Below are 20,308 nucleotides of genomic sequence, written 5' to 3' on the forward strand. Positions count from 1 at the left end.
AAAAACGGCACCTATCGGTCAGGTGGCGTTTTTTTCGTTTATTCCCTGAACAAGACTACTCTGATGGATCAGGATTGTTGCGGGAAGCATTTTCAGATCCCTGAAATGGTTGACTTGATTCAGTTTTAACCGGAGTCATGGGAGGAGTTACGTCATCCGTCGTATCACCAAATGTCTCCCAATCTCTACCAAGCTGTCCCGGAGCCTGTTTTTTTCGCAAGTTCTCAAAAAATGGGTTTGCCGGTGATATTGTAGGTTTTCCCGCAGATGGATCATACACTGCTTGTCCCGAAGCTTCTTTTTTTTGTATGTCCTCAAAAAACGGGTTTTTCGATGATATTGTAGGTTTTCCCGCAAATGGTCCATACACGGGTTGCCCCGAAGCCTCTTCTTTTTGCTCGTCCTCAAGAGACGGGTTTTTAGGTGATATTGAAGGTTTTTCCACAAATGGTTCATATACTGTTGTAAGGGGCTCCGAACCGTCAGGGGGAATCGGCAAATACTCCGGGTGCATATCGGTACCATTTGCCGTCCTGGCCACTGATTCTTCCAGTAGCTTAAAGCTATTGACACTGTATCGGCTCTGGGCTTGTTTCATCAACTCATCAAGGTTATAGCCCGGGTGTTCACCCAATCCTAACTCTTCACCATAACTGGAGAGGAAATCGACTACCTGGCTTTGACTGTTAGCATTGTCCGGCGTTACAAAACTTCTGAGTTTTGCCAGAGTTTCCTGGAAACTTCTCAGATGGTGATATTCCCACATTTTGTCTGCATCAAAACTGCCACGGCCATTTTCCTTATCGATATCAACCCTGATTTTATCAATCTCAGACTGAACGTCATTGGCAAACAGAGACCAGTCATTATGCATGAGACGAACAGCCTCCTTCACAAGACGGTCTTTGTAAAGTGGCGTATCCTGTGGCCAGTTTTCCCTGGCTGCACACATGTAATAATCCAAACCTGGCAGACGCCTGGAGTGACCCGCTTCTGCCGTTGCGAATTTAAGCTTGTCAGTACCCCAGATCATCTGCCTGTTACGCTGGGCCCTGACGAGAGTATTGTGTTCTGAATTCCTATCGGGATTGTCAATGAAGGCAATAATGTCTTTGTAGACTCTGTTCCTGTACTTCTCACTGACCTCTCTGATACCGGAATCAATATCCAGACGATCCTGAGTCACGCTGGCGATATTAGCGGTGACACCCTGAACAAGATTCATAGCGTTGCTCTTCTGCAAGCTCAGGGTTTTCACTTGAACTCTGAAGGCATCACGAAGAGCCGCCTCAGTATCAAACTGACTACCCAACTCTTTATACTTAAGCTCGGTGGCCCAGCCCCTGAGATAGGTCAATTCATCTTGTGAACTCTGAAGTTTTTCTTCCAGTTGGTTTAGCTCATTGATTTCTTCCTGAGTCACCTCGTCAGGTCGTTTTAGCTGTTTGGCATCAAGCGCCACTCTTGCTTTGGCATAGGCCGCCAGATCGGTTTCAAACTGTTTATCCGCATCTTTCAGTGCATTTGATTTAACCTTAACCAGAAACTCAACAGAGGTTTTTTGGCCATCAGACACAATCTCCCGAGGCTTCACCTCAAAGCCGGGTTGCCGCTTGAGTCGTTCTGCATCTTCAGGATTCAGGGCAATACCTTCTCTACTCTTTGCCTTGATACGGTTCCCAAGTATGGCTTCCTCAGCCCTGACCTGTACCACCCGTCTGGCACTGATGCGAACCCTGGGGATACGGTCTGAGACACCGTGGGCAAAACGCCTGACATGGAAGGCCGCTATTTTCATTCCCTGAACGAAACGGCCCCAGTTTTTAACCAGCACTTTTTTAGGGTGCAAGGCCTTGATTTGCTGTGCCACTTCACTCTTGAAATGAGCCAGCCGGGGTACTAAAGACTCTATGCGTGTTGTTAAGCTCATCCTGACCTCTCCATGGTCAAACTCGGTCATAACTTTTCGTTAGTATAGGAAAGAATTGGAATCAGGAATGTCGATGTTAGTAGAAGTCAGAATAACAACACTATAAATTCAGAATGGCCGCAGAAGACAAGCGGGTGTCGTAGACTCGGCACCCGCTAACAAGAAACACTAAACGACTCTATGAACAGCTAGATGTAGGCTCGATTGAGACGTGCTTCAGCCCACTTTTGAAACCAGGTGCATATCATCACCACTCCCCAGTAAATCAGCGCCACAGTCAAGTAACTTTCGAAAAAATGGAAGCTGCTGGCGGCTTCCATCTGGGCACGAGCCATGATCTCAACAACCCCCAGAGTAAAGGCAAGAGAGGTACTCTTGAGCAGATCGATCCCATTGTTCATCAATCCGGGAAAAGCCACCCTTGCCGCCTGGGGAAGAATCACTCTTCTCATGCCTTCGGCCCGAGTCATACCTACACTCAAAGCAGCTTCCATCTGCCCGGAATGGATACTGATGATTGCCGCCCTCATACTTTCTGACATATAAGCAGCAAAATGCAAACCCAAACCAATGATCACAGCCACTATGGCAGGCATACCTGCAAGAGCAGGTATCAATTGTGGCAGACCGTAGTAAAACAGAAAGAGCTGGACCAGCAGAGGTGATCCCCTAAAAAAGGAGATATACAGGTCAGCCACATAGTGGAGACAAAAAGGTCGGGTAATTTTCACCAGTGCCAGAACAAGCCCCAAAGACAAGGACAACACCAGACCACCCAGTGTCATATAGAGTGTCGTATCCAGATTCATGGCAACTGTCGGAAGCATTCCGACAGTGTATTCAAAATCCATCATTCAAATGCCTGTAGCGGACTTCGGAACAAACAGGGCAGTATTCCAGAGAACAGTAATGGATGAAAGGTCTATCCGGCAGGTTTGGCAGTAATATCTCCACCGAACCATTTGCCGGAAATAGAAGCCAGGGTACCGTCTTTATCCATGGCATCCAGAGCGGAATTCACCTGATCTCTCAGAGCCAGTCCCTTCACATCATTGACGAAAGGCATGGCATTTTTCAGGATCTCAATCGGCTCACCGGCTAACTTCAGCGGCAAATCAGATTTATCAATCAGAGCCATTACACTGACACGATCCATAACAAATGCATCAGAACGTTTGAGCACCACGTCTTGCTCAATGCCGGTATCATAGGTCACAACATTAATTTTCTGCTCCGGATCATTCTGACGCAGGATCGCTTCAAAGTTAGAACCCAGATTTACAGCTACTCTCTTACCTGCCAGATCATCAACTGACTTAATGTCATTGTTATCCTTGTGGACCGCTATCTGGGCACCGTCGTAAACATAGGGCTCGGAAAAAGCATAACGCTCAGCACGAGCCTCAGTCAGTGTAATCTGGTTGGAAATAGTGTTCAGCTGACCTGCTTCCAGCATGCCAAAAAGGCCAGAGAATGGTGCTGTAACAAACTCAACATCTTTATTCAGGCGATGACCTATCTCCTTCCAGAGATCAACTTCAAAGCCTTTTAGTTCACCCTGCTCCATGAAAGTGAACGGATAGTAGGTGCCGGACATACCGACTTTAACGACAGAAGTCTTAACTTCATCATTGTTTGCCTGAATCTCTGCAGGCTGATGATCAGAGCAGCCAGCCAGCAAGACGGACAGAGCCAGTGTGGCAGTAGTTATAGCTTTTTTAAATGTAAGACCGAACATAAGTGCCCCCTGAGAAAAGCTATGGGCAATGTGCTAAAAGACTGAATTAATCCAACGAAAATTGGTCTTGCCGGATACCTGCCCATAATTAAATGCGCAGACTAACAGCCTTAACATTTATAACTGAAATAATATTTTAATCATTTTTTATGCGAAAATATTATATTAATTTTTCCCGATCAGCGCTTGAAAGCCTGATAGATCGAGAAGCCATTTTTCACGACAAGTGTTTTACAATCACCGAAAGCCTGGTTAATGATCGGACCATAGCGAAGGAAGCTGTTAGCGACAATTCTCAGCTCCCCCCCTTTCTTCAGAAGGTCAGCAGACCGCGCAAGAAACCCTTCCGTCACCGCATAATGCGTCTTAACACCCTGATGAAAGGGAGGGTTGGAAACGATCAGGTCAAACTCACCACTGACTTCAGACAAACCGTCGCTGGCCATCACATCAAAGTGCTTTACATTATTTTCCTGAAGGGTACGGGTCGAACTTTCCAGAGCCAGGGCGTCGGAGTCCACCAGAGTATAGTGAGCGTCGGGATTTAATTGCCCAAGAAAGCCGGCTACCACTCCGGCACCACAGCCGAAATCGAGAACACGTTTAGCCGTGCATTCATCAAAGGTATTGAGAAGTAGCTCCGTACCCGCATCAACACGTCCATGACAGAATACACCGGGTAAAGAGAATAACGGCATGGATATATCACGAACTTTAAGCTCGTAGGCACTGTAATAATCGGGCTTGGAAAATTCAGCGCCATTTTCCAGAGAGCCTGAAGCTTCAATTAGACTGCAATGACGCGCATTGTCCATGTTTTTGACTTCGGAAAAATTCTGCCTGAGGCGCTTGCGCCACGACTTGATACCTTCATTATTTTCACCTGCCAGCCACAGAACAGCCCCTTCGTTTAATAACGGTACAATCATCGCCAGCCAGAAATCCATCAGAGACTTGCTCTTCTGCAGGAAAACCAGCACCCCATCAAACCGGTCTACAGTCGAATGAACTACAGACTCATAGTGAAGAGACAACTGACTGCTTGCAGACCAGTCTTCTTTAATGGTTCTGTAGACTGAAAAGTCTCGAGTCAACCCGTGGATTTCTTCAGCGATTTTTTCCTTAGCAAGCTTTCTTCCCAGTGCATCAGCAGGCACACCCAGCACGAGCATTTTATTACAACGCAACCATTCACTGTTACGAACCACCAGCTGACTGGGGTTAGAGAGAACTCTATGGCTCATAGCATCCTTCAATCAAAAAAAATCATGGGTCAGTTTGATATCAGTTCCGGCCTGAAATCAGCGGGCTCTTATACCCGATTTACAGAGTATTGCATAGCAAATCTGATAATATTCGTTTTATACAAAAACGACATAAAGTGTATGACTTATTGTTCTGCCCGCTGTCTGCCTGAGCGACTTTATGATTTTTCAGGTTGAACTCCTATTTTTTGATACGTTTTCTGAAACTACCGATTTACATGACCTCTCACGGCTTTTAGGATTTACGCCAAATTTTTTTCGTGCTCACTGGAGAACCCTCATGCTCGAGCCACGAGGAGAGCTTATGCTCAGAACGCTCGCCATGCCAACAGACACCAACCCTAACGGTGATATTTTCGGTGGCTGGCTGATGTCACAAATGGATATTGCTGGCGGTATCGCGGCCAAGCAGAGAAGTCACTGCAGGGTTTCTACTGTCGCCGTTGAATCCATGTCATTTCACCATCCGGTCAATGTAGGTGATGTAGTCTGTTGTTATGCAGAGGTCATTCATGTCGGCACCACTTCCATGCGAATCAAGCTGGAGGTCTGGATCAAGAATATGCCTTTTCATCAGCAGCATATCAAAGTGACGGAAGGCATCTTTACCTTCGTGGCCATTGACAAGCATGGCCGCCCCCAACCTGTGGATAGAGATGAATAACGGGATATAAATGCTGAAACAAAAAACCATCCTGGTCGGCGTTGCCGGCGCCTCTGCTTCCGGTAAAAGTCTTCTGGCCAGTACTTTGGTAGAAGAACTTCAATCACAGCACGTTCATATCATTTCTGAAGATTCTTACTACAAGGATCAGACGCACATAACCATGAAACAAAGGGTTCAGACTAATTATGACCATCCCGAGTCCATGGACCATGACTTGATGCTGGAGCATATGAAGCTGCTGAAAGAAGGTTGGACAGTGGACGTGCCTCTGTACGATTACACAGAGCATAACCGTAAACAGGAAACCCGGACAGTCCCCCCTGCCCGAGTTATTTTAATTGAAGGCATTCTGTTGTTTACTCATCCGGAAATCCGTGAAACCTTTGACCTTCGGTTCTACATGGATACCCCCCTGGACATCTGTCTGATCAGACGGCTAAAGCGAGATATTGTCGAACGCGGCCGTGATGTTGATTCGGTCATCAGACAATACCTGGAAACCGTACGCCCCATGTTCCTGCAGTTCATTGAGCCTGCTCGCCAGCATGCCGACCTAATCATCCCCCATGGCGGCAAGAACAGAATTGCCATCGACCTGATCAAAACCAAGATTCAGGATCTGATTGATTAATTAATTCATTCATACACATCTATGCCCTGCTTTCAGTTCTGCTACTTTGTCAGTCAGATCATGATTTCAGACAGGGCACAGCCGTTCTACCGGTAAGCGTCGGCGACCCAGTCAAGGCGACAAAGCAGCCATAAGCGAAACAACAGCCATGAGGGAGGAAGAACGTCTCGGAAAATCAAGCTTTGACCTGAATACCTGTTTTTGTATAATCGACCGGTATAGGCGTAGAAAGTGTGTTCGCTTTCCGGGTCACCGGTATCTCCTCATAGGTAGCCTCCAAAATCCTGCCGCTTGTACACTCTCCCTTGTCATCAACCTGTCGAAGACTATAACTACTCAAACGTAAAAATTAGTCTTTAACCTGTAAAAAGGTCTAACGGGAAAGTTATGCGTGTTGAAGCTGATATCAAGCTGGGTTTTAAAGATGTTCTGTTCAGACCCAAGCGTTCAACCCTGAAGAGCCGCTCCCAGGTCAGCCTGGAACGTACCTTCAAATTTGTTCACACCAACCAGGAATGGACCGGCGTCCCTGTTATTGCTGCCAATATGGACACAGTGGGCACCTTCTCCATTGCCCTGGCCTTGGCAGAACACAAGATGCTGACCGCAGTGCATAAGCACTACACCATTGAAGAATGGGGAGCATTTCTGGACAGCGCACCTGCAGGTATTGAAAACCATGTCATGGTAAGCAGCGGAACATCCGATGCTGACTTCACCAAACTCAACGACATCCTGGCACTCAACGACAGTCTTCGTTTTATCTGCATCGATGTTGCCAATGGCTACTCCGAGCATTTTGTTCAATATGTTTCCAAAGTTCGTAAACAGCACCCTGAAAAAGTCATTATTGCCGGAAACGTAGTCACCGGTGAAATGGTTGAAGAGCTAATTCTGAAAGGTGCTGACATCGTCAAGGTTGGCATCGGACCAGGCTCAGTATGCACCACTCGTGTCAAAACCGGTGTCGGCTACCCACAACTGTCTGCCACGATCGAATGCGCTGACGCAGCCCATGGTGTTGGTGGTCAGATTATCTCTGACGGCGGTTGTACCTGTGCGGGCGACGTTTCCAAAGCCTTCGGCGGTGGTGCCGACTTTGTCATGATCGGCGGCATGTTTGCCGGTCACGACGAATCCGCTGGCGAAGAAGTGGAAGAAGACGGCAAGAAGTTCAAACTGTTCTACGGTATGAGTTCCGAGACCGCTATGGACAAGCACTCTGGCGGCGTTGCCAACTATCGCGCTTCTGAAGGTAAGACCGTTAAGGTGCCTTATCGAGGCCCCGTTGAAAACACTGTTCAGGACATCCTGGGTGGCGTTCGCTCTACTTGCACCTACGTGGGCGCCGCTACCCTGAAAGAACTGACCAAGCGAACCACCTTTATTCGCGTTCAGGAACAAGAAAACAGGGTCTTTAACTAGCAGCCTGTCGGACTTAAGCGTCCGTAGCGAGGATTGCAAGAAATTGAGGATAAAAATTTCTGCTTCTGAGGGGAATAGCGAGCTATTTGACGAAGAAGCAGGAATTTTTAGACCAATTTATTGCAACCGCAGTAGGACAGCCTTAAGTCCGACAGGCTGCTAGAAGCTCACTGTCATGGCCTTCTCCTTCCGGGCAAGGCCATTCCGATCTTATACTCCCCGAACAGGATGTTCGTTGGGAGGACTTTAATAGGCCGCCACAACCCCACGCACAGTAAACTCATCCCGGATCAAATCAAGCTGTTCTCTGCTGGGGGGAGTCACTTTTTCCAATTCATAAGTGTCGTTTAATAAATCCCACTTATGAACCCCCAGACTGTGATAAGGCAATATCTCAACCTTCTCAACGTTTTTCATGGGTTCGATAAACTCAGCTAACATTCGAGCATATTGAGGTTCGACTGTGTAACCATCGACTACGACGTAACGAATCCAGACAGGCTTGTTAATCTCGGCCAGATATCGAGCAAAGTCGCGGGTATGACTGCCGGTGACATAGGTCAGCTTATGATGCATCTCTTCATCCATATGCTTGATATCCAGGAGCACCAGATCGGTATTATTTAACAGGCGGATTACATCATCGTTAATGTGTTTGGCAAAGCCGTTAGTATCAAGACAGGTATGAATGCCTTCCTTACGACACTCATCAAACAGTTCAGCAACGAACTCTGCCTGCAAAACAGGCTCACCGCCGGTAACGGTCACCCCACCAGAAAGAAAGCTTTTAACTTTTTTGATTTCCCGAAACACTTCTTTGTGGCTTTTCAGCTCCCCGCCTTCACGAAGATTCCAGGTATCCCGGTTGTGACAATAACGGCATCTCATCAGGCAGCCCTGCATAAAGACCAGGTAACGGATACCCGGACCGTCGACAGTTCCAAATGAATCCAGAGAGTGAACACGTCCAATTGCCATAAATGACCCCAACTCAAACAGACAAATACCTGATATGCAGCCCTTGGGAAGATTCAATTTTCAGAATAAAAATATCCTACAAACAAGGCCGGCAAAGTGCCGGCCTCTGTCACTTAATGCCCGGAAGGTCTAAAGGGTTGCTGTAAAGGTACGGGCAATGACATCTCTTTGCTGCTCGGGAGTCAAAGAGTTGAAACGCACGGCGTAACCTGACACGCGAATGGTCAGAGAAGGATACTTGTCTGGATTTTCTACAGCATCTTCCAGCATTTCACGGTTAAGGACGTTCACGTTCAGGTGCTGTCCTCCCTCCCGACCAACTTCATGATGGAAATAACCATCCATCAAGCCGACCAAATTGCGACGACGGCCATCTCCATCTTTGCCCAATGCTTTAGGGACGATAGAGAAGGTGTAGGAAATACCATCTTTAGCATAAGAGAATGGCAGCTTGGCGACAGAACTCAAAGACGCTATCGCACCACTGGTATCACGACCATGCATTGGGTTAGCGCCCGGGCCAAACGGTTGACCTGCACGACGACCGTCTGGCGTATTGCCAGTCTTCTTACCGTATACCACGTTGGAAGTAATGGTCAGAATAGACTGGGTTGGGATCGCATTACGATAAGTTTTGTGTGAAGCCACTTTTTTCATGAAAGTTTCTACCAGCTCACAGGCAATCGCATCAACACGCTCTTCGTTGTTCCCGAACTTGGGGTAATCGCCTTCGATCTCAAAGTCTATCGCCAGACCGTCTTCGTCACGAACCGGCTTAACCCTGGCATACTTGATCGCTGACAAAGAGTCTGCCGCAACAGACAAACCCGCAATACCGGTGGCCATGGTACGAACCACATCACGGTCATGAAGCGCCATCTGAGACGCCTCATAGGAGTACTTATCATGCATGTAGTGAATAGCATTCAGAGCCGTGACGTACTGAGTCGCCAGCCAATCCATTAAATGATCCATGCTCGCGTAAACAGTGTCGTAATCCAAAACGTCATCCGTAATTGGGGGAACCTTCGGGCCTATCTGAGCCTTCAGCTTCTCATCCACACCACCATTAATGGCGTACAGCAGAGTTTTGGCCAGATTGGCACGAGCACCAAAGAACTGCATCTGCTTACCCACAATCATCGGCGATACACAGCAGGCAATGGCATAATCATCACTGTCCATGTCAGGACGCATCAGATCGTCATTCTCGTATTGAATGGAGCTGGTATCAATGGATACCCTGGCACAGAATTCCTTAAAACCCCGGGGCAGAGCCTCAGACCAGAGCACCGTAATGTTAGGCTCTGGTGATGGACCCATGGTGTAAAGCGTATGCAAGAACCGGAAGCTGTTCTTGGTGACCAGCGTACGACCATCCAGACCCATACCACCAATAGATTCTGTCGCCCATATGGGATCGCCGGAGAACAGTTCGTCGTACTCTGGCGTACGCAGGAAACGAACCATACGCAGTTTCATCACGAAGTGGTCGATCAGTTCCTGGGCATCAACTTCAGTGATCTTGCCAGTTTCCAAGTCACGCTGGATATAAATGTCCAGGAAAGTAGCTGTACGTCCCAGAGACATGGCCGCACCATTCTGGGATTTAACAGCCGCGAGGTAACCAAAGTAAGTCCATTGAACCGCCTCCCGGGCTGTTATTGCTGGCTGACTGATATCACAGCCATAGTCTGCAGCCATCTCTTTTATCTGCATCAGGGCACGGATCTGTTCCATGATCTCTTCACGCAGTTGAAGGGTCTGCTCCAGATTCTCTCCGGATTCCAGCGTAGAATCCAGCTCGCTATGTTGTACTTTCTTGTCTTCTACAAGACGATCAATACCGTACAATGCTATACGTCGGTAGTCACCTATAATACGTCCGCGACCGTAGGCATCTGGAAGACCGGTAATTACACCGGACTTACGGCAGTTTCGGATAGAAGGCGTGTAAACGTCAAATACACCAGCATTATGGGTTTTCCGGTACTCAGTGAAGATCTTCTTCACCATGGGATCCAGCATCTTTCCATATACTTTACAGGAAGTTTCCACCATGCGAATACCACCATTGGCAATCATACCCCTCTTAAGAGGCTTATCAGTCTGCAGACCAACAATCTTCTCGAGATCTTTTTGTATGTATCCGGCCTGGTGTGAAGTAATAGTTGAAGGCAGGTCGTGATCAAAATCGATGGGGGCATGTGTGCGGTTCTCTTCCTTGATACCCTCCATAACATCGTCCCAGAGTCGACTGGTGGCTTCGGTGGCGTCGGCAAGAAAGTCGTCCCCTCCTTCATAGGGGGTGTAGTTCTTCTGGAGGAAATCCCGGACATTGATGCTTTCAGTCCACTCACCCCGGGCAAATCCCGCCCATCCTGCTGGTAGGTCTTTGGCTTGTGCGCTCATTGATGGCAACTCCTCGTGTTTGAAAATCCGTGAAGAAAGAGTTGATGTGACAGGAGAATTGTCACATCGAAATATAAATAACTCCGGGTGATTCAAAACGTTTTTCGTCCATCCCGGATAAAAACTTCTCAGAACAAATCAGTCATCAGAAAACCTGGCTCATGACAAGCCGCACCACCCAAGCCATGAAGGAGACCCTATAACTTTTACAGAACCCATCATCATGGCAAAAGTAACCATTTGGGCAAACAGAAAGGGAATGACTATCTGTCTCGAGCCTCATCAAAAACCGACCTCGACCTGATATATAACGACAACCAACCTACACAGCGGCATCATTACGACAGTCTTTCTGTTCGATAAAAACTGCTGCTCACTGAATTACAAAATATATTAACTAAACACTTCCCACTATAGTGTCCAATACTTATTAAGATATCAATCGAACGCTTGCCTCCCTGGTAACAACTTATACGACCACAAACAACTTTATGAATGACAAGGTAGCATATCTTTACACAAAACAGCTTAATCAGAACATAACAATCAAATGCAAAAAAAAACAAACTTACCCATACAGAGTTATTTCTAAAATTTATTCATATATAGGATTTATAGCTATATAATCAAATCAACTTTAGAGCTGCTAATTTGTTAATATAATCGTTTTTAAAATCCAATTTAATTAATTAGTTATTAACAAATTTTCAAAATGCAAAAATATTATTTAAATAAACAACCTTAAAAACCATCGACTGCTATCCTTCCCTCCAAACATTGATGCGCCGTAGTAGAAGTTTCATATCAACCCCGGCCATACACATGGCCATAAGACTGATGCAACGTTAACAAAACGATCCAACACTCCATTTCCAGCTTCTGGATAACGCCTTGTTTATTTAGGTATTGTTACCTATACATGGGCTAGTGGAGATTTAATATCATCGTCTTATAAATAAACAAACCAATCTTTCCGGGACGAATCTCCTCTGGAGACAGTAATGAGCAAATATATTTACGCCACTGTTTATGAGCAGTTTACCGGCTTGAAACCACCTGAGCCAAAGTCGCACAAACCTCGCAGGAGAAGAGGCTATGGTCATCCTTATAGAATGCGTTTGAACATGCAGGAATCGGAAGACCAGAATCAGGATTCACCGTCTGGTGAGAGTAATCACTTTAATGATAATGAGCTTGATTTTCAGTCTGAGCCAAACAGACAACCTTTAACTCAACATCAACGACACCAAAATTACTCAATCAGAACGACACCTCAAAAACCAATTGAGTGCCAAAGCATCATTGAAGAGCAAAAAACGACGTGCTCACCCAAAGTGACCTATAAAAAACGTCGTCACTACGAACCCGCTGCTGGTAACGGAAGCGGAGATTCAGCCAGCCTATAAAGGCTGCCAGCTTCCCGGAATCACATCATAAACTAATTGCCCGTAATGTTTTTTACGGGCAGTTTTTTATGAGTTGTTATTTAGAGCCACCATAATCGTGATAAATCTCCACAAAATCTGTTCATAAACAGGTCTTTTTCTTACCAACCTAATTTCCAGCACAGACGAGTGAGAGCTTGATTTGAGCATCGCCTACCTTTTCCAGGCATAAGAAAAAGCGTTTTATTAATTAAAAAGGTCTGGACTTCAGATAACACTCACAATATGAAATCTTTATTTCCTAACTCTGACCTATCATTTCTGAAGACAACATAAGTTCAGCAGAGTTATGCTTGCAGGCTACCGGAATATTCCAGACTGCGGCAATTCTCAGTGACGCTTTCGCATCTGGATCATGAGGTTGTGACTCAAAAAGTCCCAGTGGGTGCGATCCAGACAGACAACCCAGTTCCCTTCGCGCACCATCCAGTCAACGACCATTCTGGCAATATCATCAAGCTCCATGCCACTCCGGGCGAAGAAGCGCCTGAGACGTTTACGCCTGGAGTCGTCTGGTACCGTGCCTCATAGTTCGGGCAATACGAATACGGGACAGGTTGACTGAACCCATCTGGATGAGGCCAAAAATAACCAGCGCAATAAGGTCAATACGGGATTGATGCCAGCCAAGAGAGGTTTTAAGATGCTTTGCCAGTGAATGTGTGTGTTGCACGAAAGGTGACTGCTTGAGGTAATGAGCTTGCAGAATACCTGCTGTCGGCCAACTATTCACCCTTTTATATCAAGCTTTGTCTCGAAATTGTCCCCTGCAGAGGAATTTCTGTTAAATTGTTTCGTTTGCCCAAGAGCGACACCCTATTCATTCATGAGCACTATAACCCTCGCCCCCATGGAAGGAGTCGTTGATTACCTTCTGCGAGAGCTGCTGACCGAAGCGGGCGGCATTGATCTGTGCATAACAGAATTTATCCGCATCACGGACACTCGGCTGCCTACACAAACTTTTCAGCGGATCTGCCCCGAACTCAAACACGGCTGCCGTACACGAAGTGGAACACCTGTCCACATACAGTTTCTTGGCAATAATTCTGAAATGATGGCCTATAACGCAGCCAAAGCGGCCCGACTCGGAGCGCTGGGAATCGATTTAAATTTTGGCTGTCCGGCTAAAACCGTCAATCGCCATAAAGGAGGTGCAGTACTCCTGAAAGAACCCGAGCTTATTCATGAGATTGTTTCAGCGGTTCGAAAAGCGGTTCCTGCGGAAGTGTCTGTCAGTGCCAAAATGAGATTGGGCTATTTGGATAGCGACCTTGCCCTGGAAAATGCTCAGGCCATAGAAAGTGCCGGCGCCAGCACTCTGGTGGTTCATGCCAGAACCAAGCTCCAGGGTTATAAACCCCCTGCTCACTGGCAGGAACTGGTTCAGTTGCGAGAGGCTCTGTCCATTCCTCTGGTAGCCAATGGTGATATTTTCAAAGTTGAGGATGCCCAGCGCTGCCGGGAAGTATCTGGCTGTCGGGACATTATGATTGGCCGGGGTATCCTTCGCGATCCGGATCTGCCTGCAGCTATTGTCGCCAGCCAGCACAATCAATGTCAGGAAGAACGCTGGGCTCGTTCTCTTTCACTGATCCAGAAATTCACCGAAAAAGTGCTGCTTACACCCGAAAATCCAGAGCAGGATCATCCTTACTTCATCAATAACCCCAGACGCTACCTGGATGGCAGGCTGAAACAATGGCTAAGCATGATGAGTAAAAGCTCCGTCAATGCCCGCGAATTGTTTGAAAAAGTGAAGCGAGAGACCTGTCTACAAACTCTCTCCCATATCATTAAGGAAGCCGTATGAGCCGTAAATCTGATTCTGCAGCCCTGTCTGTCACTCATGCCGACCTTGAATGGAAAGAAAACGGTCAGCCCGCATCCACTGCATTTAACGACATTTACTTTTCCAGCGATTCAGGCATCAGGGAAACCCGGCACGTATTTATTGAAGGCAATGATCTGCCAAAGCGCTTCGCCGCCCTGAATCAAAATCAATGCTTTTCTCTCGGGGAAACCGGCTTTGGCACGGGGCTCAACTTTCTCTGTACCTGGGCCTGTTTCGAGGAAGAAGCACCTGAGTCGGCAGGACTTCATTTTCTGTCGACCGAAAAGTACCCCCTGTCCCGAAGAGATCTCCAGAAAGCGCTCTCCATGTGGCCTGAACTGGCAAAGTACACCGCCCCACTGGTTGAATGCTATATGCCCGCTGTTGAAGGATATCAGCATTTTAGCTTTGCTGATGGCAGAGTAAAACTGACACTCTGCATGGGCGATGTACTGAACACACTGCCAGAGCTGGAAGGCCTGGTTGACGCCTGGTTTCTCGATGGCTTTAGCCCTGCGAAAAACCCTCAGATGTGGCAACCGGAGCTATTTAAAGCTATGGCAGCCAAAAGCCATTCGGACACCACCTACGCAACCTTCACGGCCGCAAGAATCGTCCGGGACGGGCTCAGTCAGGCGGGCTTCAGTGTCGAAAAAAGCGACGGCTTCGGGCACAAACGGGACATGATCAAAGGCAGACTGACTCAAACAGCCAAAAAACTGAATACCAAGCCGTTATGGTTTCTGCCCCACCGTCAGCCGGACAATGACGGCATGGCTCAGAGTGCCATCGTCGTCGGTGGAGGGCTTGCTGGCTGCAGCACAGCAAGAGCACTGGCTGAAAGGGGGTGGCAGGTTACCCTGATCGAACAGCACCAGGCTCTGGCGATGGAGGCATCCGGCAATCCTCAAGGCATTCTATACGCTAAACTGTCGGCCAATAACACGCCTCTCAGTCGATTTATCACCCAGAGCTACCTTTACTCCATTCATTTATTAAGCACTTTTGCCCACCTTCAACCGGAGCTCTGGCAACAATCCGGCGTCGTCCAGCTGGCTATCAATGAGAAGGTGCGGAAACGTCATCAGGATCTGGCAAATCACTTTCCCACTGACTTTCTTAGCTTCCTGTCCAGCCACGAGCTTTCAAAGGTCGCTGGCTTGCCGTTGGAACATGATGGCCTTTACTTCCCGAATGCGGGCTGGGTGAATCCTGCTCTTTTTTGTCAGACTCTGGCGAAGCACGACAATATCAATGTAGTGTCTAATACAAGGCTAGAGTCTCTTGATTACACGTCTGATGGCTGGACTTTGAATCTGTTGAGTAATGACGCCCTCCGAACAATGAAGTCCCACAATGTCATCATTGCCTGCGCCAAAGCATCCAACCAATTGCCCGCACTGGACTTTATTCCACTGAAAAACATCAGAGGCCAGATCACCGAAATAGGCTGTACTGACGACAGCAGCTTACTAAAAACAACGGTTTGCGGCGAAGGCTATGCAGCGCCTGCCACCCACGGTCGTCATACCATTGGAGCCACTTTCGATTTTCACAGTGACTCGGTTGAGGTTCTGACAGAGGACCATGAGAAAAATCTGGCAATGCAGAGGGAATGCGCACCTGAACTCTATCGGGCACTGGGGGGAGAGGAACAGGCCAACATTCTGGGAGGCAGAGCCAGCTTCCGTTGCACGACGCCCGATTATATGCCTGCTGTGGGAGCAATTGTTAACCAGAAAGACTTTCTGAATGAGTTTGCCATGCTTCGCAAGAACATAAAGCACCCATTCACGCGTCCTCCACAATACCTGAACGGTCTCTACATCAATGCCGGTCATGGTTCCAGAGGATTGATTACAGCACCTTTGTCGGGAGAATTGCTGGCTGCACAAATGAATGACGAGTGCTCACCTGTCGCCTCTGATCTTCTGGACCATTTGAACCCTACCCGATTTCTGGTGAGGGCAATGAGTCGAAATCAACTGTAATAACCGACAAAAATATATCGGTATAGCGAATCAACAAAGGTATATATACTCACAGAGAAGCCACAAAAGCAGATCTATCATAAGTTCACAGGTGTCAACAACGCCTTAAGATAATCATTCAGAAAACTGCATCCGGACAGCTCTCCCTCTTGAGGCTGTCCGTTTTTTTACCTGCAGAAAATTCATCAGCGTCAGGGAAACGCGGTCGGGTTTAAACCTGCAGTATAGGAGGCAGACAGACTCCCGTCCCTGCCAGACCACAATAACCTTCAGGGTTTTTGGCCAAGTATTGCTGATGATAGGCCTCAGCATAATAAAAGACCGGAGCATCTACAATTTCTGTGGTAATTTTGCCTTTACCGCTTTCGTTCAACGCCGTCTGGTATTGAGCCATCGATTCACGGGCTTTCTCACTCTGCTCATCGAAAGTGGTGTAAATCACAGATCGATACTGAGTGCCCCGATCATTCCCCTGCTGCATACCCTGGGTAGGATCGTGAGACTCCCAAAACAATCTCAGCAGAGATTCCAGACTGATGACGTTTGGATCGAAGGCCACCATGACCACCTCGGCATGACCCGTGCCACCACTACAAACTTCTTCATAAGTCGGGTTAGGGGTATAGCCTCCCGCATACCCAACCGCCGTTGTCCAGACGCCCTGTTGTTTCCAGAACAGCCTTTCAGCCCCCCAGAAACAGCCCATACCGACATAAATCACCTCCAGCTGCCCGGGAAAAGGGGGCGCAATGGCATGACCATTAACAAAATGCTCTGTCGGCACTTCAATCGCTTGATCACGCCCTTTCAAGGCGCTCTCCTCACTGGGCAGTTGATGTTTATCAAACAACATTCCAATCCCTCCAATTCCAGACAATCATAATGGCTTTATGGAGCCACAGATCAGAAAATCAATACCTACGACTCCCCCTTACTCAAGCATCATCAGAGCCGGATCAAGCCAGACATCGAACCTGCACCGCCAGTCAAGATGAGTGCCTGTTATTCTGCCCGTCACTCCTGCTCGGGGAACTTTTCCCAGTACTATTGATCCAAATACTTAAGACCGGTATTGCCGCTCGTTTTTCCCTGAGTCAGAAATTTGCAGTTTTCACGAAAAAAAATAATGAAAGTATTATTACGCTATAGGTTTCCGGGGATGGCAGCTTTGAAACTTATTCTTTAAACCCAGAAAAAGGTCATGTTTATGAATTTAACTACTGACTATTTTAATGCGGCTCGAATGAATGAAATGAGCTCTATTAATAATATACTTACACCGGATAACACTGTCTCCAATATGACTGCTCAGGGAGATGGTGATCCCCTATGCACAATATGCCTGGAAGGTTTATTCGGCCCATATAATGTTACGATGCTGCATAAAGGTGATTATTCTTTGATGCGCCCTTCCGAAAGACCTGGCAAACATTTTTTCCATAATAAGTGTCTGCGCGATTACCGCTCATCAAGCCCTGTATTTGACACCAGATGCCCTTCCTGCCGCACACCTGCCCTTGTTGCTGAAGACATCTCGTTCTCGCCCCTTGCCCACGCCATCGAGGCCGGTCGGGAAGAACAAGCTATCGAACTGATCGCCAATGGCGTCGACCCAAACGTTCTTCATTTAGGGAAGGGCATGGCCGCTATCCACATTGCCGCAAAAAACGGTAACCTGGAATTGATCCGCTCACTGCTAGACTATGGCGCTGATATTGACCTGCAAGATAAAAAAGGCATGACGCCTCTACATCATGCTGTCAGTTACGGTGATGTTCAGGTACTAAAAATATTCCTGGATCGCAAAGCAGATATGAACCTCCAGAACAAATACGGTTGTACAGCTCTTCACATGGCTGCCGAGGCCCCTGAAAACCCCGAGTTATTTGACACCTTAATCGATAATGGCGCCTCCTTTGATAAAACAGATAATGATGGGGCAAATGTCATGCATCTGGCAGCAGAATCAGGGCATGAGTGGGCACTGAAAAAACTGATAGCCAAACATGCCGACGTTAATGTGGTTGATGAAGCTGAATACACACCTCTTATTCTTGCAACGTATGGTTCAAGCACCATCAAAGAACCTTTGAAGAAAAATGCGCCTGAACTGGCCAGGATACTCCTTTCGGCAGGAGCCAGAATTGACCTTCACCCTGAAATCGGGTATTCCGCCTTTGATGCAATTGGGCAATGGAATAACCCTCTCCATATTGAGTTACTCAAAGAACTACTCCCGGCTGGCATGACTGCCTTTGCCGATGTTAATCAGCCAGTTTGTTCCAGTGGACAAACTCTTCTTTATTACGCACTTCTGGCAAAAGATAAAGAAGCGGTTCAAAAACTCATTGCCAGAGGGGCCAAAGTTGATGCTCGCAGCATTGGCAATATCAACTTTTATTCTCTGCTAGACCGACTTGGCGAACAAAAACAAGCATTTGTTGAAATTCTTAATCAAGCAGGCAGTCATCAAAGCAAAGATGGGGAATAACAGCGTTTGAACTTATTCATCAGGTATTGGTCAAATTATCCAGACGACCCCGTAGCGAGGAGTCCTAAGCAGCCTGTCGGACTTAAGGCTGTCCTACTGCGGTTGCAATAAATTGGTCTAAAAATTCCTGCTTCTTCGTCAAATAGCTCGCTATTCTCCTCAGAAGCAGAATTTTTTATCCTCAATTTCTTGCAATCCTCGCTACGGACGCTTAATTCCGACAGGCTGCTAAGTAAAACAGGCTCCTCACTGGCTCTGGTGCAGATGACGAGAAGTGATAACAAGGCATATCAGAAAATCAGCGCCGCCGTGGAGAAGAGTACCCAGACTCAACCCTACTCAAGCATCATCAGAGCCGGATCAAGCCGGACATCGAACCAGTTTGCCCGCCAGTCAAGATGAGCGCCTGTCACTCTGCCCGTTGCGCCAATAGCACCAATGACATCGCCCCTCTTTACTTTCTGCCCATCAACCACCTTTAGCTGGCTCAGGTGCAAGTAACTGGTGGTAATACCGAAACCATGGTCGATAATGATCGTGCCACCGGAAAAGTACAAATCAGACTCAGCCAGCCGAACAACACCATTGGCCGGAGCTATTACCGGAGCACCCTCAGGGCCGGCAATATCCAGTCCAAAATGTGGTCTCCTTGGCTCACCGTTAAAAACTCTCTGACTGCCATAGACACCACTGACAGGCCCCACTGCCGGACGTTCAAAGCCGGCAAAAAAATCTTTCTGAACGGAATCAAACTGTCTGGCTGATTTAACCCGCTGGTTTTCACCCGATATTCGACCCAGCACTTTCTCCGCCGGGCTGACGTATTTGTGGGCAATACCATTAATTCGCTGAATTTTATAGTCTCGTTTTGATAATCCGATTCTGAGTTCTTCTTTTTTACCGCCCGGAGCGATCAACCGAATGGTTTGCCGGAGTTGAGCATCCCGTCCAAACCCGATGATAAAACGACCATGCTCAGATACTCTGACAGACCTGCCTTTGTAGATAACTCCGGTTCCCGGCTTCACCTGCCCTATATAAAAGCCCCCCTGAACCAGTTTCGACTTAAGAGAAACAACATCCTGGGCCATTGCCAATGGAAACACCCAGCAGGAAAAAAGCAACAGAGTTAATCGCATAATGACTCCATGTCTGATATCACTACTTTTCAAACCTTATCCCAAACTGGTAGATTGGTATAAAGCTGTCAGGCTCAAGAGGTCTCATCCAGTTTGTATTTCCTGATAAACTGACAGCCAGACAGGATGCGACACTCTCAATATAAAAAGAATAACAGCAGGTACCCTATCATGAACATGGACTACATTATTCTAACCCTGTCTCTTTTTCTCCCCACCGTTTACGGTTTTGCTTTGTTACTGTCTCTGACTCTTGAGCCTGAAACCTGATCGTCAACCACCTGCGGAGCGCTCATGCCCACTGAAGTCATTTTCGATTTGCTGAACAAATTGCTCAGCAAATCGAAGTGATAAGCACACAA

16 protein-coding genes are annotated in these 20,308 nt (G+C 47.3%); 7 read left to right on the forward strand and 9 right to left on the reverse strand.

Features of this window, described 5'->3' with window-relative positions; genetic code table 11:
* Positions 1 to 55: 55 nt before the first annotated feature.
* The 4 genes from KBW69_RS04025 to KBW69_RS04040 all read right to left on the reverse strand — a co-directional run bounded on the left by KBW69_RS04025 (position 56) and on the right by KBW69_RS04040 (position 4,912).
* Positions 56 to 1,930: a hypothetical protein gene (locus tag KBW69_RS04025; protein WP_257279987.1), complete on the reverse strand. Its 1,875-nt coding sequence runs from the start codon at positions 1,928 to 1,930 to the stop codon at positions 56 to 58.
* Between the two features lie 188 nt (positions 1,931 to 2,118).
* On the reverse strand, positions 2,119 to 2,784 hold the full coding sequence (locus KBW69_RS04030) for an amino acid ABC transporter permease (RefSeq protein WP_257279988.1): 666 nt from the start codon (positions 2,782 to 2,784) through the stop codon (positions 2,119 to 2,121).
* Between the two features lie 68 nt (positions 2,785 to 2,852).
* Complete coding sequence (locus KBW69_RS04035; protein WP_257279989.1) at positions 2,853 to 3,668, reverse strand: amino acid ABC transporter substrate-binding protein; 816 nt, start codon at positions 3,666 to 3,668, stop codon at positions 2,853 to 2,855.
* 179 nt (positions 3,669 to 3,847) lie between these two features.
* The gene (locus KBW69_RS04040) at positions 3,848 to 4,912 is read right to left on the reverse strand and encodes a class I SAM-dependent methyltransferase (protein ID WP_257279990.1); all 1,065 of its coding nucleotides are present in this window, start codon (positions 4,910 to 4,912) and stop codon (positions 3,848 to 3,850) included.
* Between the two features lie 301 nt (positions 4,913 to 5,213).
* Here KBW69_RS04040 and yciA point away from each other — a divergent pair, with 301 nt between their 5' ends.
* The 3 genes from yciA to KBW69_RS04055 all read left to right on the forward strand — a co-directional run bounded on the left by yciA (position 5,214) and on the right by KBW69_RS04055 (position 7,656).
* Positions 5,214 to 5,597 carry an acyl-CoA thioester hydrolase YciA gene (gene yciA / locus KBW69_RS04045; RefSeq protein ID WP_257279991.1) on the forward strand — a complete coding sequence of 128 codons (384 nt, stop codon included), beginning with the start codon at positions 5,214 to 5,216 and terminating at the stop codon, positions 5,595 to 5,597.
* A 10-nt stretch (positions 5,598 to 5,607) separates the two neighbouring features.
* The gene (udk, locus tag KBW69_RS04050) at positions 5,608 to 6,231 is read left to right on the forward strand and encodes a uridine kinase (protein WP_257279992.1); all 624 of its coding nucleotides are present in this window, start codon (positions 5,608 to 5,610) and stop codon (positions 6,229 to 6,231) included.
* A 387-nt stretch (positions 6,232 to 6,618) separates the two neighbouring features.
* A complete protein-coding gene (locus tag KBW69_RS04055; RefSeq protein WP_257279993.1) occupies positions 6,619 to 7,656 on the forward strand; it encodes a GMP reductase in 1,038 nt (345 codons plus the stop codon).
* Positions 7,657 to 7,902: 246 nt separating this feature from the next.
* Here KBW69_RS04055 and pflA read toward each other — a convergent pair whose 3' ends face one another.
* Positions 7,903 to 8,634: a pyruvate formate-lyase-activating protein gene (pflA, locus tag KBW69_RS04060; RefSeq protein WP_257279994.1), complete on the reverse strand. Its 732-nt coding sequence runs from the start codon at positions 8,632 to 8,634 to the stop codon at positions 7,903 to 7,905.
* Between the two features lie 129 nt (positions 8,635 to 8,763).
* Positions 8,764 to 11,046, reverse strand: coding sequence for a formate C-acetyltransferase (gene pflB, locus KBW69_RS04065; RefSeq protein WP_257279995.1), 2,283 nt, complete (start codon positions 11,044 to 11,046; stop codon positions 8,764 to 8,766).
* Positions 11,047 to 12,047: 1,001 nt separating this feature from the next.
* On the opposite strand from pflB, the gene KBW69_RS04070 reads away from it, so the two are divergent.
* A complete protein-coding gene (locus KBW69_RS04070; protein WP_257279996.1) occupies positions 12,048 to 12,452 on the forward strand; it encodes a hypothetical protein in 405 nt (134 codons plus the stop codon).
* 535 nt (positions 12,453 to 12,987) lie between these two features.
* On the opposite strand, the gene KBW69_RS04075 is transcribed toward KBW69_RS04070, so the two are convergent.
* Entirely contained in the window at positions 12,988 to 13,164 is a 177-nt protein-coding gene (locus KBW69_RS04075; RefSeq protein ID WP_257279997.1) for a hypothetical protein, read from the reverse strand.
* Positions 13,165 to 13,317: 153 nt separating this feature from the next.
* Between KBW69_RS04075 and KBW69_RS04080 the strand changes: the two genes are divergently transcribed.
* Positions 13,318 to 14,304, forward strand: coding sequence for a tRNA-dihydrouridine synthase (locus KBW69_RS04080; RefSeq protein ID WP_257279998.1), 987 nt, complete (start codon positions 13,318 to 13,320; stop codon positions 14,302 to 14,304).
* Positions 14,301 to 16,316: a bifunctional tRNA (5-methylaminomethyl-2-thiouridine)(34)-methyltransferase MnmD/FAD-dependent 5-carboxymethylaminomethyl-2-thiouridine(34) oxidoreductase MnmC gene (gene mnmC, locus KBW69_RS04085; protein ID WP_257279999.1), complete on the forward strand. Its 2,016-nt coding sequence runs from the start codon at positions 14,301 to 14,303 to the stop codon at positions 16,314 to 16,316. The genes KBW69_RS04080 and mnmC overlap by 4 nt, the downstream gene beginning before the upstream one ends.
* Before the next feature lie 211 nt (positions 16,317 to 16,527).
* On the opposite strand, the gene msrA is transcribed toward mnmC, so the two are convergent.
* Positions 16,528 to 17,169: a peptide-methionine (S)-S-oxide reductase MsrA gene (gene msrA, locus KBW69_RS04090; RefSeq protein WP_257280000.1), complete on the reverse strand. Its 642-nt coding sequence runs from the start codon at positions 17,167 to 17,169 to the stop codon at positions 16,528 to 16,530.
* Positions 17,170 to 17,523: 354 nt separating this feature from the next.
* On the opposite strand from msrA, the gene KBW69_RS04095 reads away from it, so the two are divergent.
* Positions 17,524 to 18,807, forward strand: a complete 1,284-nt coding sequence (locus tag KBW69_RS04095; RefSeq protein ID WP_257280001.1) for an ankyrin repeat domain-containing protein — start codon at positions 17,524 to 17,526, stop codon at positions 18,805 to 18,807.
* A 335-nt stretch (positions 18,808 to 19,142) separates the two neighbouring features.
* Here KBW69_RS04095 and KBW69_RS04100 read toward each other — a convergent pair whose 3' ends face one another.
* Positions 19,143 to 19,946, reverse strand: coding sequence for a M23 family metallopeptidase (locus tag KBW69_RS04100; RefSeq protein ID WP_257280002.1), 804 nt, complete (start codon positions 19,944 to 19,946; stop codon positions 19,143 to 19,145).
* Positions 19,947 to 20,308 lie beyond the last annotated feature (362 nt).

The organism is Endozoicomonas sp. ISHI1 (assembly GCF_024606225.1).
Lineage (GTDB): Bacteria > Pseudomonadota > Gammaproteobacteria > Pseudomonadales > Endozoicomonadaceae > Endozoicomonas_A.

Bases quoted from the DNA above. Each gene is read 5' to 3' on its own strand.
- KBW69_RS04025 (WP_257279987.1), bottom strand. From the start codon at position 1,930: ATGAGCTTAACAACACGCATAGAGTCTTTAGTACCCCGGCTGGCTCAT.
- KBW69_RS04030 (WP_257279988.1), bottom strand. From the start codon at position 2,784: ATGATGGATTTTGAATACACTGTCGGAATGCTTCCGACAGTTGCCATG.
- KBW69_RS04035 (WP_257279989.1), bottom strand. From the start codon at position 3,668: ATGTTCGGTCTTACATTTAAAAAAGCTATAACTACTGCCACACTGGCT.
- KBW69_RS04040 (WP_257279990.1), bottom strand. From the start codon at position 4,912: ATGAGCCATAGAGTTCTCTCTAACCCCAGTCAGCTGGTGGTTCGTAAC.
- yciA (WP_257279991.1), top strand. From the start codon at position 5,214: ATGCTCGAGCCACGAGGAGAGCTTATGCTCAGAACGCTCGCCATGCCA.
- udk (WP_257279992.1), top strand. From the start codon at position 5,608: ATGCTGAAACAAAAAACCATCCTGGTCGGCGTTGCCGGCGCCTCTGCT.
- KBW69_RS04055 (WP_257279993.1), top strand. From the start codon at position 6,619: ATGCGTGTTGAAGCTGATATCAAGCTGGGTTTTAAAGATGTTCTGTTC.
- pflA (WP_257279994.1), bottom strand. From the start codon at position 8,634: ATGGCAATTGGACGTGTTCACTCTCTGGATTCATTTGGAACTGTCGAC.
- pflB (WP_257279995.1), bottom strand. From the start codon at position 11,046: ATGAGCGCACAAGCCAAAGACCTACCAGCAGGATGGGCGGGATTTGCC.
- KBW69_RS04070 (WP_257279996.1), top strand. From the start codon at position 12,048: ATGAGCAAATATATTTACGCCACTGTTTATGAGCAGTTTACCGGCTTG.
- KBW69_RS04080 (WP_257279998.1), top strand. From the start codon at position 13,318: ATGAGCACTATAACCCTCGCCCCCATGGAAGGAGTCGTTGATTACCTT.
- mnmC (WP_257279999.1), top strand. From the start codon at position 14,301: ATGAGCCGTAAATCTGATTCTGCAGCCCTGTCTGTCACTCATGCCGAC.
- msrA (WP_257280000.1), bottom strand. From the start codon at position 17,169: ATGTTGTTTGATAAACATCAACTGCCCAGTGAGGAGAGCGCCTTGAAA.
- KBW69_RS04095 (WP_257280001.1), top strand. From the start codon at position 17,524: ATGAATTTAACTACTGACTATTTTAATGCGGCTCGAATGAATGAAATG.
- KBW69_RS04100 (WP_257280002.1), bottom strand. From the start codon at position 19,946: ATGCGATTAACTCTGTTGCTTTTTTCCTGCTGGGTGTTTCCATTGGCA.